Source organism: Rhodococcus sp. NPDC057529 (genome assembly GCF_042802055.1).
In the GTDB taxonomy this organism is placed as follows: domain Bacteria; phylum Actinomycetota; class Actinomycetes; order Mycobacteriales; family Mycobacteriaceae; genus Rhodococcus_F.
The window spans coordinates 276,846-293,149 of the sequence record NZ_JBHVEY010000004.1 but is presented as its reverse complement, the minus strand read 5'-3'; the positions used below and the strand labels follow the sequence as shown (position 1 = coordinate 293,149).

The 16,304-nt window shown below is 68.1% G+C and carries 14 protein-coding genes and 1 pseudogene; 3 read left to right on the top strand and 12 right to left on the bottom strand.

The window, feature by feature from the left end:
* Positions 1-25 precede the first annotated feature (25 nt).
* Positions 26-1,975, top strand: a complete 1,950-nt coding sequence (locus ACFU5V_RS09670) for a M13 family metallopeptidase (RefSeq protein ID WP_378434988.1) — start codon at positions 26-28, stop codon at positions 1,973-1,975.
* Between the two features lie 5 nt (positions 1,976-1,980).
* Here ACFU5V_RS09670 and ACFU5V_RS09665 read toward each other — a convergent pair whose 3' ends face one another.
* The 11 genes and pseudogenes from ACFU5V_RS09665 to ACFU5V_RS09615 form a co-directional block, all read right to left on the bottom strand.
* Complete coding sequence (locus ACFU5V_RS09665) at positions 1,981-3,045, bottom strand: ABC transporter ATP-binding protein (RefSeq protein WP_378434987.1); 1,065 nt, start codon at positions 3,043-3,045, stop codon at positions 1,981-1,983.
* Between the two features lie 17 nt (positions 3,046-3,062).
* The gene (locus ACFU5V_RS09660; RefSeq protein ID WP_378698709.1) at positions 3,063-4,382 is read right to left on the bottom strand and encodes an ABC transporter substrate-binding protein; all 1,320 of its coding nucleotides are present in this window, start codon (positions 4,380-4,382) and stop codon (positions 3,063-3,065) included.
* Positions 4,383-4,399: 17 nt separating this feature from the next.
* Complete coding sequence (locus tag ACFU5V_RS09655) at positions 4,400-5,299, bottom strand: carbohydrate ABC transporter permease (protein ID WP_378698708.1); 900 nt, start codon at positions 5,297-5,299, stop codon at positions 4,400-4,402.
* On the bottom strand, positions 5,296-6,204 hold the full coding sequence (locus tag ACFU5V_RS09650) for a carbohydrate ABC transporter permease (RefSeq protein ID WP_378699073.1): 909 nt from the start codon (positions 6,202-6,204) through the stop codon (positions 5,296-5,298). The genes ACFU5V_RS09655 and ACFU5V_RS09650 overlap by 4 nt, the downstream gene beginning before the upstream one ends.
* 120 nt (positions 6,205-6,324) lie before the next feature.
* Positions 6,325-7,224, bottom strand: a complete 900-nt coding sequence (locus tag ACFU5V_RS09645; protein WP_378698706.1) for an Ig-like domain-containing protein — start codon at positions 7,222-7,224, stop codon at positions 6,325-6,327.
* Between the two features lie 169 nt (positions 7,225-7,393).
* A complete protein-coding gene (locus ACFU5V_RS09640) occupies positions 7,394-9,073 on the bottom strand; it encodes an FAD-dependent oxidoreductase (RefSeq protein WP_378698704.1) in 1,680 nt (559 codons plus the stop codon).
* Positions 9,074-9,166: 93 nt separating this feature from the next.
* Complete coding sequence (locus ACFU5V_RS09635) at positions 9,167-9,388, bottom strand: dodecin (protein ID WP_378434977.1); 222 nt, start codon at positions 9,386-9,388, stop codon at positions 9,167-9,169.
* A gap of 18 nt (positions 9,389-9,406) precedes the next feature.
* Positions 9,407-10,612: a serine hydrolase domain-containing protein gene (locus tag ACFU5V_RS09630; RefSeq protein ID WP_378698702.1), complete on the bottom strand. Its 1,206-nt coding sequence runs from the start codon at positions 10,610-10,612 to the stop codon at positions 9,407-9,409.
* A 93-nt stretch (positions 10,613-10,705) separates the two neighbouring features.
* Positions 10,706-11,221, bottom strand: a complete 516-nt coding sequence (locus ACFU5V_RS09625; RefSeq protein WP_378698700.1) for a DUF6764 family protein — start codon at positions 11,219-11,221, stop codon at positions 10,706-10,708.
* 53 nt (positions 11,222-11,274) lie between these two features.
* Positions 11,275-12,303 carry a DNA polymerase domain-containing protein gene (locus ACFU5V_RS09620; protein WP_378698698.1) on the bottom strand — a complete coding sequence of 343 codons (1,029 nt, stop codon included), beginning with the start codon at positions 12,301-12,303 and terminating at the stop codon, positions 11,275-11,277.
* Positions 12,304-13,348 (bottom strand): annotated as a pseudogene (locus tag ACFU5V_RS09615) (ATP-dependent DNA ligase). It abuts the gene before it with no gap.
* A gap of 52 nt (positions 13,349-13,400) precedes the next feature.
* On the opposite strand from ACFU5V_RS09615, the gene ACFU5V_RS09610 reads away from it, so the two are divergent.
* The gene (locus tag ACFU5V_RS09610; RefSeq protein ID WP_378698696.1) at positions 13,401-14,093 is read left to right on the top strand and encodes a hypothetical protein; all 693 of its coding nucleotides are present in this window, start codon (positions 13,401-13,403) and stop codon (positions 14,091-14,093) included.
* 46 nt (positions 14,094-14,139) lie between these two features.
* Here the strand turns inward: ACFU5V_RS09610 and ACFU5V_RS09605 are convergent, their stop codons facing one another.
* Positions 14,140-15,270: a magnesium and cobalt transport protein CorA gene (locus ACFU5V_RS09605; protein ID WP_378436478.1), complete on the bottom strand. Its 1,131-nt coding sequence runs from the start codon at positions 15,268-15,270 to the stop codon at positions 14,140-14,142.
* Positions 15,271-15,605: 335 nt separating this feature from the next.
* On the opposite strand from ACFU5V_RS09605, the gene ACFU5V_RS09600 reads away from it, so the two are divergent.
* On the top strand, positions 15,606-16,301 hold the full coding sequence (locus ACFU5V_RS09600) for a 3'-5' exonuclease (RefSeq protein WP_378698694.1): 696 nt from the start codon (positions 15,606-15,608) through the stop codon (positions 16,299-16,301).
* The last annotated feature ends 3 nt before the right edge of the window (positions 16,302-16,304 follow it).

Here is a 16,304-nt window from a genome sequence, read left to right as displayed (position 1 = left end):
GCGGAACGGTGTAAGGATGGAACGCATGACCACGGCTCAGCGCTCCGGCATCGACCTCACCCACCTCGACCGCGACACCCGCGCCCAGGACGACCTCTTCGTCCACGTGAACGGCAAGTGGATCGACGACTACGAGATTCCCGCGGACCGGGCGATCGACGGCGCGTTCCGCACGCTCTACGACAAGGCCGAGGTCGACGTCCAGACCATCATCGAGGAGGCGGCGGACTCCGGCGCGGCCCCGGGGACCGACGCGCAGCGCATCGGCGACCTGTACGGCAGCTTCATGGACGCGGATGTCGTGGAGGCGGCGGGGCTCGCACCGATCGCCCGGGAACTCGCCGACGTGGCCTCGGCCACCGACCGCTCCGCCCTCGCCGCCGTCATCGGCCGCCTGCAGCGCACGGGGGTCGGCGGCGCCGTCGGTCACTACGTCGACACGGACGCCAAGAACTCCGCGCGCTACCTCGTCCACTTCAGCCAGGCCGGCATCGGGCTGCCCGACGAGTCGTATTACCGCCAGGACGATCACGCGGAGATCCGCGCGGCGTACGTGGAACACATCGCGAAGATGTTCGCCCTCGCCGGTGTCGACTACGACGCGCAGCGGGTGTTCGCCCTGGAAACGAAGATCGCGGCAGGCCATTGGGACGTCGTGAAGCGCCGCGACGCCGAGCTGAGCTACAACCTGCTCACCCTCGACCAGCTGCCCGCCGGCCTGGACTGGTCTTCGTGGATCGGCGCGCTCGGCGGCACGTCGGAGCAGTTCGCCGAGATCGTGGTCCGCCAGCCCGACTACCTCACCACCCTGACCGGGCTGTGGACGTCCGAGGACTTCGACGACTGGAAGGCGTGGGCGACGTGGAACGTCATCCGCTCCCGCGCCCCGTATCTCACGCAGGCGCTGGTGGAGGAGAATTTCGCGTTCTACGGGAAGACGCTGACCGGCGCCGAGGAGATTCGTGAGCGCTGGAAGCGCGGCGTGTCCCTGGTCCAGGATCTGCTGGGCGAGGCCGTCGGCAAGCTGTACGTCGAGCGGCACTTCCCGGCGGACGCGAAGGCCCGCATGCAGGAACTCGTCGCGAACCTGCAGGAGGCGTACCGGCGCAACATCTCCGACCTGGACTGGATGAGCCCGCAGACTCGGCAGGCCGCGCTCCGCAAGCTGGAGAAGTTCACGCCGAAGATCGGGTACCCCGACAAGTGGCGGGACTACTCGGCCGTCACCATCTCCCGCGACGACCTGGTCGGCAACTACCGCAGCGGCTACGCGGCGGAGTACGACCGCGATCTCGCGAAGCTCGGTGGCCCGGTCGACCGGGACGAGTGGTTCATGACGCCGCAGACGGTCAACGCCTACTACAACCCGGGCATGAACGAAATCGTCTTCCCCGCAGCCATTCTGCAGCCGCCGTTCTTCGACGCCGCGGCCGACGACGCCGCCAACTACGGTGGGATCGGTGCGGTCATCGGTCACGAGATCGGCCACGGCTTCGACGATCAGGGCGCCAAGTACGACGGCGACGGCAACATGATCGACTGGTGGACCGACGACGACCGGACCGAGTTCGGCAAGCGCACGAAGGCGCTGATCGAGCAGTACAACGCGTTCGAGCCGAAGGCGCTGCCCGGGCACACGGTGAACGGCGAGTTCACGATCGGGGAGAACATCGGCGACCTCGGTGGCCTGTCCATCGCCATCGCCGCGTACCGGATCGCGACGGACGGGTCCGAGCCGGAGGTCCTCGACGGCCTGACCGGGATCCAGCGGGTGTTCTTCGGCTGGGCGCAGGTGTGGCGCACCAAGGCCCGGGACGCGGAGGCGCTCCGCCGGCTGGCCGTCGACCCGCACTCGCCGCCGGAGTTCCGCTGCAACGGCGTGATCCGCAACCTGGACACGTTCCACGACGCGTTCGACGTCCAGCCGGGTGACGCCCTGTATCTGGATCCGGAGGAGCGCGTCAAGATCTGGTAGCGCGGTTACCGCAGACGGTCGCCCGTCGCCGCGGAGAAGAAGTACACCTCGCCGGGCTTCGGCTGCAGGTGCAACCTCTCCCCCGCGGTGACGGTGCGGGTGCGGTCGACCCGCACCACCACCTTCCCGGACGTGCCGGACGCGTACACGAACGACTCGGCACCGAGTTCCTCGAGAAGGTCGGTCTCGACGGTGTACGAGTCCTTGCGCCACGACCCGACGAGCGTCCACGACTCCGGGCGCACTCCGACGATCACGGAGCCGTCCCCGATCACCGAGTGCGGCACGGGAATACGCAGGTCGCCCAGTTCGGCGACACCGTCCCGGATCGGGGTGTCCATGAGGTTCATGCCCGGGGAGCCGATGAACCCGGCGACGAACGTGTTGACCGGGTTGTCGTACAGATCGCGTGGCCGGGCGACCTGCTGGAGGCGGCCGGCCTGCATGACCGCCACCCGGTCGCCCATCGTCATGGCCTCCACCTGGTCGTGGGTGACGTACACGGTGGTCGTGCCGAGCCTGCGCTGCAGCCCCGCGATCTGCGAGCGGGTGCTCACCCGCAGTGTGGCGTCGAGGTTGCTCAGCGGTTCGTCCATGCAGAACACCTTGGGGTGCCGCACGATGGCGCGGCCCATCGCGACCCGTTGACGTTGCCCGCCGGACAGTTTCGCCGGTTTGCGACCGAGCAGCGGTTCGAGTTCGAGCATCCGCGCCGCTTCCAGCACCCGCGCGGTGCGTTCCGCCTTTCCGACGCCGGCGTTGCGGAGCGCGAACCCCATGTTGTCGGCGACGGTCATGTTCGGGTACAGCGCGTAACTCTGGAACACCATGGCCACGTCCCGCGCCCGGGGCGGCAGCGCGGTGACGTCGGCGCCGCCGATCTCGATGCGGCCGGCCTCGACGGCTTCGAGGCCGGCCAGCATCCGCAGGCTCGTCGACTTACCGCACCCGGACGGACCCACGAGGACGAGGAACTCGCCGTCCTCGATATCGAGGTCCAGCCGATCGACCGCGGGTCGGTCGGCTCCGGAATAGCGGTGGGTGACACCCGCGAACTGCACGTTGGCCATGGATGTACCTTCTCCTCCTACTGGGGCAGTTTGGGGGTGATCTGGCGGTCGACGATCTGCTGGAGTTGCTCCCCGACACCGGCGAAGGTCGTTGCCACGTCCGCGTTCTGCAAGGCGATCTGTTCCAGTCCGGTGCCGATGATCTGGTCGCCGCCGGGCACGAACACCCGGGCGTAGTCCTGCGATCGGGTCTTCGCGAGTTGGTCGACGGCGGTGCGCGCGTTGGGGTTCGCGTCCAGGTACGCCTTCATGCCCGGGTCCTCGACCGCGGATTTGCGGACTGGCATGTACCCGACGTTCTGCGAGAAGTACGCGGTGTTCTCGCCGTTGGTCACGAAGTCGATGAACGTGAGCGCGTTCGTCTTCCGCTCGTCGGAGATTCGCGCCGGAATCGCGAGACCCGCGCCGCCGGTCGGGCAGCCCGGCGCGCCCGACGCGGGGAGGAAGGCGGTGCCGAAGTCGAACGCGGCCGACGTGGTGATCCCCGACAGGTCGCCGGTCGAGGCGATCGTCGACGCGAGGATGCCCGCCCCGAACTCGTTGGCGATGTCGCTCGACACGGCCGCGTATTTCTTCGTGTGGATCATGTCCTTCAGGAAGGTGCCCGCGGCGAGTGTCTTCTCGTCGCCGAACTTCAGGTCCCACTGGTCCGAGTACGCCCCGCCGAACGTCCAGACCGGTCCCTCGAACGTCCAGCCGAGGTAGTTCTTGGCGTCGCCCCAGCCGTGGGCCAGCTTGCCGCCGCCGATCACCCGCTGCAGTTCGGGACCCCATTCGTCGAACTCCCGCCAGGTGGCGGGACCGCGGTCGGGCAGGCCGGCCTGCGCCCAGACCTGCTTGTTGTAGTAGAACAGCGGCGTCGACCGCGCGTACGGGAGGGCGTAGTGCTTCCCCTGGAACAGGTAGTCGGCGAGCAGCGAGTCGACGTAATCGGAGGTGTCGACCCCCACCTCACCGAACAGTCCGTCGAGCGGTTCGACGGCACCGGTCAGGGCGTAGTTGAACCACCACACGTCGGACAGCACCACGACGTCGGGCAGTGCGCCGCCCGACAGCGCCGCGTTGAACTTCTGCGACACCTCCTCGTAGTTCTTCCCGGCGTCCACGAGGTCGACGGTGAGGCCGGGGTGCGTCGCCTGGAAGCGGTTGATCAGTTCACGTTCGACGTCTTGGGACTTGCCCGGGTGGTTGGACCAGAACGTGATGGTGTTCGGGTTCCCCGCCGCCCCGGACGCCGCCGACGAGCCCGAACCCGAGCCCGCGCAGGCCGTGAGCGCGGCGCCGGCTGCCGCCGCGCCCGCGAGTCCGAGGAATCCCCGGCGATTCATCCGATTCATGTCTCTCCTCGTGTCCGCTATCCCTTGACCGCACCCGACGTGAGGCCCTTGATCATGTGCCGTTGCAGCACAAGGAAGACCGCGAGGATCGGCAGCATCGTGAGCACCGTCCCCGCCATGACCGGACCCCAGTCGGTGAGCCCGTCGTTGTTCTGCAGTTGGGTCAGCCCGATCGGCAGCGGCGCGACGGATGCGTCGTCGGCCATCAGGAACGGCCACAGGTACTCGTTCCATTCGGTGACGACGGTGATGATCGCGAACGCCACCATGGTGGGGCCGGACACCGGTAGAACCACCCGCCACAGCAGCCGGAAGTGGCCGGCGCCGTCCATCCGGGCGGCCTCGATGATCTCGGTGGGTATCGACAGGAAGTGGTTGCGCATCAGGAACGTTCCGAACGCGACGCCCGCGAGCGGAACGATGATGCCGTGGAAACTGTTCCGCCAACCCCATTCGGCGACGAGGGCGTAATTCGAGATGACGGTGATCTGGTTGGGCACCATCAACGCGGCGATGATTCCGAGGAATACGACGTTCTTGCCGGGGAACCGCAGGAACACCAGACCGTAGGCGCTGAGGACGCCGAGTGTGAACTTCACGGCGGACAGCACTCCGGTGATGATCACCGAGTTGCGCAGGAACGTCCGGAACGGCACCGACGTGGTGGCCTCCGCATAGTTCTCGGGGTGAAAGGTCCCGGGCCACCACGTGACCGGAAGGGTGTAGATGTCGGGGCGATCCTTGAACGACGTCATCACGATCCAGTACAGCGGCAGGGCCACCGTCACCAGCACGGCCACCATCGCGGCGTAGCCCAGCGCCGTCACGAGCGCTTCCCGCCGGCGATGATCGCGGGCCGCGTCCGCCGCCGGCGGTGCCTCCGTGCCGCGCCGCTCGCGCACGGCTCCCGCGGTCACCGGCCGTCCCCGCGATCCATGATCCGCACCTGGTAGACGGTGATTCCGAGCAGCACCAGGAACATGATCGTGGCGACGGTGGCGCCGTACCCGGCCCGGAAGTTGCGGAACGACTCGTTGTAGACCTGGTAGACCATCGTGGTGGTGCCGGTGCCGAGCGGACCGCCCCTGGTCATCACGTTGATGATGTCGAACACCTGAAGCGAGCCCAGCATCACCGTGATCGAGAGGAAGTAGGTGGTCGGACGCAACTGCGGGAGAACGACCCGGCGGAACGTCGTCCACCCGCTCGCCCCGTCGATCTCCGCGGCCTCCGCCAGTTCACGCCGCGTACCCTGCAGTGCCGCAAGGTAGATCACGAACGTGTAGCCGAGGTTCTTCCACACGTAGGTGACCGTGACCATGACCAGCGCCCAGTGCGGATCCTGGTAAAAGTCGGGCACGGAGTCGACCCCGACGCGGTGCAGGAGGTCCTGGATCAGCCCGAACCGCGGGTCGAACACGAATTGGAACGCCACCCCGATCGCGGCGCCGGAGATGACGAACGGCGCGAAGATCGCCGAGCGAACAAGATTGCGCCCGTGCAGCTTACGGTCCAGCAGCACGGCGAGCGCGAGACCGGCGACCATCGATCCCACCACGGTCGCGGCCGTGAACACGACGGTATTGCCGACGATCTGCCAGGTGTCGGGGCGGCCCCACCACTCGCGGTAGTTGCCCAGGCCGACGAACGTGGCGGCGGGATCGGCGATGTTCCAGTCGAAGAACGACAGCCGGATGTTGTCGACCAGCGGGCGGTAGGTGAACAGGACGAGCAGAACCAGATTGGGGCCCACCAGCGCCGCGAACAGCGCGTAGTCCCGCCACGGACGCCCGAGGAACCCCTGCTTTCCCGGCGACGGCAGGGTTCGTTCCGGACCAGATCTCACTGCGGCAGTCTGACGACCGATGACGAATAGCCGGTAAATTGCCGTAGCCCGCACATTGAACTGTGCGGGCTACGGGAAGACGTGGTCGGAGCAGAGTCAGCGGTTCCAGTCGCCGAGACCGTCGGAGCCGTTCAGCGTGCCGCCCGCGGTGTTCTGCACGACGACGGCGTCACCCTTCTTCGAGTTCTCGTAGAACCACTTGGCGTCCTCGGTGCTGACGTTGAGGCAGCCGTGACTGACGTTCGTGTTGCCCTGAGCGTCCACCGACCACGGCGCGGCGTGGACGAAGATGCCGCTGTACGACATGCGGGTGGCGTACTCGACGTACGTGCGGTAGCCCTCGGCGGAGTCGACCGGGACCCCGTACGTGGAGGAGTCCATGTACATGTCACGGAACTTGTCGCCGATGATGTACGTGCCGTTCGGCGTCTCGTGATCGACCTTGCCCATCGACGTCGGCATGGTCTTGACCACTTCGCCGTTGCGGGTGACGGTGATCTGCTTGGTGTTGTCGTCGGCGGTCGCGACGAACGCGTCACCGATGGTGAACGTCGAGTGCGAGTCGCCGGCGTCCACGGTGACCTCGGTGTTCGCGGGCCAGAACTCGGTGGGCTTCCACCGCACCTGGCTGTCGTTGATCCAGTAGAAGCCGCCCTCGACCGGCTGGCTTGTGGTGACCTTGATGGCCTTCTCGGCGGCGGCGCGGTCGCCGATGGCCTCGTTGAAGCGGATGATCACCGGTTGCGCGACACCCACGACCTCGCCCGCACCCGGGTTGAGGGACGGGGCCGAGAAGTTCGCAGGCGCCGGCGCCGGTTCGGGCAGCGGGAGCTGCGGCGCGCCGGGCACGCCGGGCAGGGTGGGAAGACTGGGAATCTCCGGTCCACCGGGAAAGAGCGGCGCGGCCTGTGCGGCCCCGACCAGCGCAGTTCCGGAGACGACGGCCCCGGTCAGTGCGACAGCGACGCGTGACGACCAGATTCCTGACTTGCCCATATGACCACTCTCGTTCGACGACGTGTACAACGCGCGTCCCCGACGGACCTATCAATCGCGCACTGCCATTAACACACATCATCCGGCCGCGAGCAATTTGCCCGCAATCGTTGCCGCTCCGCGGCCTGCGGGCGGTCGGTGTCACCGAGTGGTCAAGAAGCGCTCACGATCAGGTCTCGGCGCGGGCGGCGGCGAGCATGCTTTCGATGGTGATCAGCTTCGTGCGGGTGCGGCCCGCCGCCCTGCCCGCGGCGCGCTCGGTCTTGTCGATCCGCTGCCAGCCCTGGAAGTCGACGGCGTCCGGGACACGCTCGGCGATCAGCCGGTCGAGACCCTCACGGTCGGCGGGCGCGTCGAGCCGGCCGGCGGAGAAGTCGTCGATGAGCATCCTGACCGTCTCCGCGGAGCAGTACTTGTTGGTGCCGATCACACCCGTCGGACCGCGCTTGATCCACCCCGCGACGTACACGCCGGGTACCGGTGCTCCGGTCTCCGGGTCGATCACCCGCCCGTTCTCGTTGGGGATGACGCCGCGCCGGTCGTCGAACGGGATGCCGGCCACCGGCTGCCCGCGGTAGCCGATCGAGCGCAGCACCAGGCCGGTGTCGAGCGTCGAGGTGTCGTCGGACGGTTTGGCGCCGAGCCTGCCGGACGCGTCCGCGACCATCTCGTTCTTCGCGATGCGCACCGATTCGACGGCGTCGGTGCCCAGAATTTCCACGGGCGAGGTCAGGAAGCGCAGCACGATCCGCTTCTTGGCCGGATCGGCGGTGCGCCGGGCGAACTCCTCGACCTGGCGCACCTTGTGGCGCTGCCACGGCTCTGCGTCGTCGCCGTCGACGAATGCGCGGCTCGCCGGGTCGAGCACGGCTTCCTCCGGGTCGACGACGATGTCGACGTTCGGCATGCGCCCGAGCGCCAGGAGTTCGGGGTTGGTGTACGCGGCCTGGGCGGGGCCCCGGCGGCCGAGGATGACGACCTCGCGGATGTTGCTCGCCCGCAGCGCCTCGAGGGCGTGGTCGGCGAGATCCGTCGTGGCCAGGATCTCGGGGTCGGTGACGAGGATGCGGGCGACGTCGAGTGCTACGTTGCCGTTGCCGACGATGACGGCCCGCTCCCCCGACAGATCGAACGTGCGGTCGGCGTAGTCGGGATGACCGTTGTACCAGGCCACGAACTCGGTGGCGGCGTGACTGCCGGCGAGATTCTCGCCGGGAATGCCCAGTTCGCGGTCGCCTGCCGCGCCGACCGCGTAGATGACGGCGTGGTGGTGCGCGAGCAGTTCCTCGTGGGTCACATCCGCGCCCACGGTCACGTTGAAGTGGCAGTGCACCGTCCGCTTACCCACCACCGAACGGAACTGGTCCGTGACGCCCTTGGTGCCCGGATGATCCGGGGCGACACCCGCACGCACCAGCCCGTACGGGGTGGGCAGACGGTCGAAGATGTCGACCTCGACGCGTGGCTTCGCGGTCAGTTCCATCGCGGCGTAGCACGCGGCCGGGCCCGACCCGACGACCGCGACGTGGAGCGTGCCGAGGGCGGCGTCGATCTGCGGCAGCTTCAGCGGCTCGGGCCAGTCGGGGCCGATCGGGTGCTTGGTGTAGTACTGCGCGTTGATGTCGAGGTACGGCTCGTCGACCTCGTCGAGGTCGTTCTCCGCGTAGATGGCCTCCACCGGGCACTCCTCGACGCAGGCCCCGCAGTCGATGCAGGTGTCCGGGTCGATGTACAGCATTTCCGTGCTCGCGAACGGCTTCTCGTCCGGTGTGGGATGGATGCAGTTGACCGGACAGACGTCCACGCACGACGCGTCGTTGCAGCACGGCTGCGTGATCACATATGCCACGGTTCTCCCCTACCTGAGTACGCGCAGTCCAACGTCGAGATACGACCCCAGACTATAACGTGTTCCACTTTTGCGCGAGAACCGTGCGCGGGGTCAGACCGCGTCGCCCGGCTCCACCCGGAATCCGACCTTCACCGTGACCTGGTAGTGCGCGATGGCGCCGTTCTCGACGTGGCCCCTGGTCTCGACCACCTCGAACCACTCGACGTTGCGCACCGTCTCGTTGGTCCGCGCGATGGCGTTCTTGATGGCCTGATCGGTGCTGTCGCTCGACGAGCCGACGACCTCGACAACTCGGTACACGTGATCACTCATCAGGATTCCTTTCGTGGGTTACTTGCCGTTCCGGACGATCGCCTGTGCCTCGACACCGAGCCGGGCCAGACGAAGATCACCGAGAGCCGTGAGGGAACTGCCGAGGCGGTTGGTGACGAACCCCAGGGACAGCCCGCTGTCGAGGTCCGCGTAGGCGCCGGACCCGCCGACCCCGTAGTGCCCGATCGCGTTCCGCGGTTGTTCCCGGGACAGGAGGATCGGCCGGTGGTAGCCGAGCGACCACAGCGGCCGGATACCGAGGACGTAGTCGCGGTCGCCGGTCTGCACCTCCGACATCTGCGCGATGGTGGATTTGCGCAGGAATCGGCGTCCGTCCAGCTTGCCCCCGTTGGCGATGGCGCCGTACATCCGCGCGAGCGCCCGCGCGCTGAACACACCGTTCCAGCCGGGCATCACCGCGTCGTGCACCGCGGGGTTCCGCACCAGCGTGTCGAATCCCTGCGGCATCGCCGCCTCGGCGAGCCCGCGGGTGGGGCCGACGAGCGAGAGCACGTTCGAGGTGAGTTCCCAGTTGAGTCCGGCCGGGTTGATGTGCGGGAACAGTTTCGCGATCCGTGGACGGTGCTGTCCGGGAACCTGATACCAGAAGTCGTCGACACCGAGTGGTCCCGCGATTTCGTCCTGCACGACCTGGACGAACGGTTTTCCGGTGACGCGGGCGATCAGTTCGGCCACCAGCCACCCGTAGGTGACGGCGTGATACCCGGGGCCGCGCAGCCTGCGCGGATCCGCCGGGGCCGCGGCGAGGGCCTCCACGACGGCGTCGTACTCGAGGAGATCGAGCGGGCTCCGCATCAGCCCCCGGACCTTGTGCAGTCCGGCCCGGTGGGTGAGGACGTCGCGGACGGTGATGTCGTCCTTGCCCGCCGCACCGAATTCGGGCCAGTAGCGGGCCACGGGCGCGTCGTAGTCGATCAGCCGGCGTTCGGCGAGCCGGTGGACGACGGTGCTGGCCACGCCTTTTCCGGTCGAGAAGGACAATGCGACGGTGTCGCGGTCCCACCGGCGGTCGCGGTCGGCCCAGCCCGCCCAGATGTCGAGGACCTTCTCGCCCCGGAAGTACGCGGTGAGCGCGCCGCCGCCGTGCTGAGGCTGCCGGTACATCGCGAAGAATCGGTCGGCGAGCGGCAGGAACCGCGGATCGACGTGCAGTTCCGTCCGTGGCACGGACGCGGGCCTGGAAACTCGAACGCTGGTCGTCATCGACCACCTCCGATCTCGCTGCCGTAAGTCCTACGGCAGGTGCGTCAGCCCATTGTGACTACCGTCACCATACGACGCGGACCGGGGTGCCGTTCAGGGAAGCCGCCACACAGTTGTTCCGTCGCTCAGACATGCTTGACCTGCAAGGAAATTGATGGCCAGCGAGGGACCGGCCGCGCACACCACGCCTTTAGCCGGATCCGCGACGAGCGCCTGCCCACCGGGACCGGCCAGCACCAGCGCAGGGCCGACGCTGTCGACCGTTCCGATGGCGACGCTCTCGGGCCCGACCGCGACCGCTGCGACGGCGCCGCGGCGCGCCTCTGCCGCGCCGACACCACCGCCCAGACCGGCGCCGAGCGCCGCGCCCGCGTGGGCCGCGTCGGCGAACCCGACACCGTCGGTGCCGAACGCCGCCGAATTGCTGCTGGTGTCGGCGTTGGCCCCGCACGCGGTGCGGTCGACGACCGTCGTGTCACCCCGGCCCGGCGGTGACACACAGGAGAGGGAGACGGCCGACGCGGTGGCCGGCGCGATCATCAGGGTCCCGAGCGCCGTCGCGACGACACCGAGGACGATTCCGGCAGTTCCGACCGTCGTACGTTCCATGGCGACCTCACATTGTTCCCGACCCGACCGTCCCGAGCCTACGTGAGTGCCGGCTATTTGCGGTCTCGGTCCCGACTCGGTTGCACCCGCTTGGGTTCCCCCGGCATCTTGGGGTAATTGGGTGGGTACGGGAGATCGCCGAGGCCGTTCGCGGTGTCCCGTTCCGCCATTTCCAGCAGCACGTCGAGGGAGTGCGCCACGTCACCCATGGTCGCCATCGGGTCGCCGCGTTTCTCGAGCAGCGCGGGCACCGTCGCGATCGTGAAGTCGTCGGGGTGGACGTCGACGAGTTCCTCCCACGTGACCGGCGTCGACACGGTCGCGATCGGCGTCTTGCGGGCCGAATAGGCGGACGCGATCGTCTTGTCCCGGGCGTTCTGGTTGAAGTCGAGGAAGATGCGTTCGCCGCGTTCCTCCTTCCACCAGGACGTGGTGGCCCGGTCGCCGCTGCGCCGCTCGACCTCCCGCGCCAGGGCGATGCCCGCCCGCCGCACCTCGACGAAGTCCCACCGCGGCTCGATGCGGAGGTACACGTGCAGGCCACGGCCCCCCGAGGTCTTGGGGTAGCCGATCAGACCGAGTTCGTCCAGCAGCGGCCGGAGCACGTCCAGCGCGACCGCCCGGGCGTCGTCGAATCCGGTGCCGGGCTGCGGGTCCAGGTCGATGCGCAGTTCGTCGGGGTGATCGACGTCGGGGCACCGCACCGCCCACGGGTGGAACGTGATGTTGCCGAGGTTCGCCGCCCACACGATGTTCGCGGCGTTGCGCACCCGGAGCACGTCCGCCGTGCGGCCGGACGGGAACGTGACCTCGCACGAGTCGACGTGGTCGGGGCGCTTCGCGGGCACCCGCTTCTGGTAGATCTCCTCGCCCTCGACCCCGTCCGGGAACCGTTGCAGGTGCGTCGGCCGATCGAGCAGGGCGCCCAGCAGCGCACCGTTCAGAGCCACCGTCCGGTAGTACTCCACCAGGTGCCGTTTCGTGCCGCCGTCGGCACCGAGCTTCGGGTAGTAGATCTTGTCGGGACTCGACAGCCGCACGGCGACGCCGTCGACGTCGAGTTCTTCGGCAGGACTCGCCATCTAGGAACCTCCGGCCAGGACGTCGGCAAGGTCGTATCGCACCGGGACCTCCAATTGTTGGAACGTGCACTCGTCGGGCGTCCGGTCCGGGCGCCAGCGCAGGAACCGCGCGGCGTGCCGGAACCGGGCACCCTCCATCTGGTCGTACGCCACCTCGACGACGCGTTCGGGGCGCAGCGGCACCCAGGTCCGGTCGTTGCCCGACTGCCACCGCGTCGGTGCCCCGTCGGCGACGACGTCGTCGCCGACGCGCAGTTCGTCGAGTTCGGCGAGCAGTTCGATCCGCCGCGCGGCCGTGAAGGCCGACGCCCCACCGACCATCGCCATCTGGTCGCCGTCGTACAGCCCGAGCAGCATCGACCCGATCCCCCGGCTGACTCTTGTGCGGGCGGTATCCGATGACGACGCAGTCGGCGGTGCGGGCGTGCTTCACCTTCACCATCTCCCGCTTGTTCGGCAGGTACGGGCCGACCAGTTTCTTCGCCACCACCCCGTCGAGGCCGGCGCCCTCGAACGCCTCGAACCACTCGGTGGCCGTCGCGCTGGATTCGGTGGCTGCGGTGACGTGGCAGGAGGGCCCGCCGCCGACGGTGTCGACGAGGTGCGCGCGGCGCACGGAGAAGTCCTCCCTGCTCAGGTCGCGGTCGCCCAGCGCCAGCAGATCGAACGCGACGAACTGGGCCGGCGTCTTCTCCGACAGCATCGTCACCCGGCTCTCGGCCGGATGGATGCGCTCCGACAACGACTCCCAGTCGAGGCGGGTGCGGCCGTCGACGTCGCGCGGGACGACGAGTTCGCCGTCCACCACGCACCGCTCGGGCAGTTCGTCCTTCACGGCGCGGACGAGTTCGGGAAAGTACCGGGCCAAGTCTTTTCCGCCGCGGGAACCGAGCACCACCTCGTCGCCGTCGCGGAAGACGAGGGTGCGGAACCCGTCCCATTTGGGCTCGTACGACCAGGCGAGACCGGACTCCGGTTGCGGCGGAACGGACGACGCAGCCTTCGCGAGCATCGGCTGTAACGGGGGCATCACGGGGAGGTCCACCCGTCCATACTGTCACCACGATTGGCAAATCGGACAGCGATGTAATCAAATAATGCGCGACACGGCAATCGCGGTGGACACGGTCGAGGTGGCAACGGTCATCTCAGAGGCACGGGTGGCGGGACGTCACCCGACGGAGGGGTCAGACATGACAGGGTTAGTTCGGCGGGTGTGTACCGCGGTCGTCGCGTTGTCGGCGACGGCAGTTCTGGTGGCGGGGTGCGGTTCGGACACGACGCCCACCGCGGTGCCGGAATCGGGTGCTTCCGCGGCAACCTCGACGAGCGAATCGACCACCGTGATCGACGGGCAGGAAGGCGAGGACGCGGGCGGCGACGTCGACTTCGAGGTCGCGATCGGCGAATGCGTGAAGCTCGGCGGCACCGTCACCGACGCCGAGATCGACAAGGCGGTGTGCGGCAGCCCCGATTCGAACTACAAGGTGATCGCGAAGGCCGCGAAGAACAGCCAGTGCGTCAGCGACGCCGACTCGTACTACTACGAAACCCTCGGCGGCATCGAGCAGGGCGCGATCTGCCTCGACGTGGACTGGGTGATCGGCGGCTGCATGGACGTCGGTGGCGAGGATCCCGCGCGCATCGACTGCGGTGACACGACGGCCGTCGACGGGGTGAAGGTGACGGAGATCGTGCAGGGCGCCACGTCCGTGGACTCGTGCAGCACGTCGTCCAACGGCTACGAATACTCCGAACGCAAATTCGTCGTCTGCGTCGACGAACTCTGACGGCGGGCGCAGGCCGGCCGCGGGTCCCGCCCGCGGCCGGCCTCGCTCACAACCAGCCCCGGCGTTTGAAGATCGTGTACAGCCCGGCGCAGGTGAGCATCATCAGCGACAGCGCGAACGGATACCCCCCGACCCAGTGCAGTTCGGGCATGTGATCGAAGTTCATGCCGTACACGGTTCCGATCAGGGTGGGCGCGAAGAGGATCGCCGCCCACGCCGACACCTTCTTGATCTCCTCGTTCTGCGCGTAGCTGGCCTGGGTCAGGTTGCGCATCTCCTCGTTCTGCTCCTGCGACACCAGGGTGGCGTTGACGGTGAGGATGTTCCCGAGCAGCTGACGGAACCCGTCCGCCCGCTCCACGACGACCGTCGCGTGGTCGGTGACGTCACGCAGGTAACGCTGCAACTCCTCGTCGGTGTTGTACTTCTCGAAACCCTGCGACAACCCGCGCAGCATTCCGAGCAGCGGCCTTGTGGCCCTCTGGAATTCGATGACCTCACGGGTGAGTTCGTAGATGCGCCGCGACACGCCGGGCGCCCCGCTGAACACCTCGGTCTCGATCTCGTCGATGTCGTTCTGCAGCCCGGCCACCACCGGCGCGTACCCGTCGACCACGGCGTCGAGGATGGCGTAGAGCACGGCCTCGGGTCCGAGCCGGAGCAGGTCCGGGTTGCTCTCCATCCGCCTGCGGACCGCCGACAGGTCGGGGGATTCGCTGTGCCGGACCGTGAGCACGAACGTCGGGCCGCAGAAGACGTGCAGCTCACCGAATTCGACGCGCTCGGTCTCGTCGCAGTACCGCGCGGCGCGGAGCACCACGAACAGCGTCTTGCCGTAACGCTCCAGCTTGGGCCGCTGGTGAGCGACGATGGCGTCCTCGACAGCCAGCTCGTGCAGGTCGAATTGCTTTGCCGCCGCATACAACTGGGCGTCGTTGGGCCGGTACATCCCGATCCACGCCATCGACGCCGCATCGGGCAGGCTCGCGAGCGCCTCCGACAACGTGGCCGGGGTGGCCGTCTTCCGGCCGTCGCGGTAGACGGCACTGTTGACCACCGTCTCCTCCGCCGGCGTCGGCTCGACGGGGCGCCGTGTGACGGCGTGACCGGCGTCCGCGTCGGACACACCGGCGGAGCGGCTGGGCAGGAGGGAACGGATCGGGCGCAACTGAGGCATGGCACGGGGCTTTCGAGGGAAAAGGGCAGCGCGGGACGGCGCTGAGGAACACGGACCGTGAAACCGCGCACCTACCGGTGGAACGGTTTCAGTTGGTACTGGGAGGTTGGCTTCTCATCGGATGCCACACCTCCTTACCCTCTCGCAACTCTTCCCTCGAAAGAACGCTCTCTCGAGATAACCCAGTTCACGACCTCGGCGAACTGCAGACCGCAGGACACGATACCCCCGGCGACCGGCCGCGACAACCTGGGATCCCCGCCGTGTCGGTCCCGGATCCGGCGCGTCCCGCGGCAGATACTGGGCGCGCACCGAATCACCACCGAGAGGCCCCCATGACCAGCTGGTCGGACAGACCGATCTGCGCGTTCGATCTGGAGACGACGGGGCCCGACCCCACCGATGCCCGCATCGTCTCCGCGTGCATCGCCGTCGTCGACGCTCACCACTTCGAGTCGCGCACCTGGTTGCTCGACCCCGAGGTTCCCATCCCGCAGGGCGCGACGGACGTGCACGGCATCTCCACGGAGTACGCCCGGGCCCACGGGCAGGACTACGCCACCGGGTACGGCGAGATCCGCGACGCCCTGCACGACGCGTGGACCCGGGATCACGCCGTCGTCGCGTTCAATGCCTCCTACGACCTGACCGTCATGCACACCGAGGGTCTGCGGCTCGGACTGCCCGAACTCGTCACCGGCATCGTGGTCGACCCCTACGTCATCGACCGCGAGATGGACCGGTACCGGAAGGGCAGGCGCACCCTCGGCGCGGTGTGCGAGCACTACGGCATCGTGCTGGAGGACGCCCACGAGGCGGAGGCCGACGCACTCGCCGCCGCACATCTCGCCCGGACGCTGGCGCAGGAGTTCCCGAATCTGCGGGCCCTCGACATCATGACCCATCAGGCCGGCTGGCACGCGGAACGGCAGCGTGACTTCGCCGACTACCTCGTCCGGCAGGGGCGCGACGCGTCGGACGTCAACGGCGAGTGGCCGATTCGAGGCCTCACCCCGTTCCGCATCGCCTGAACC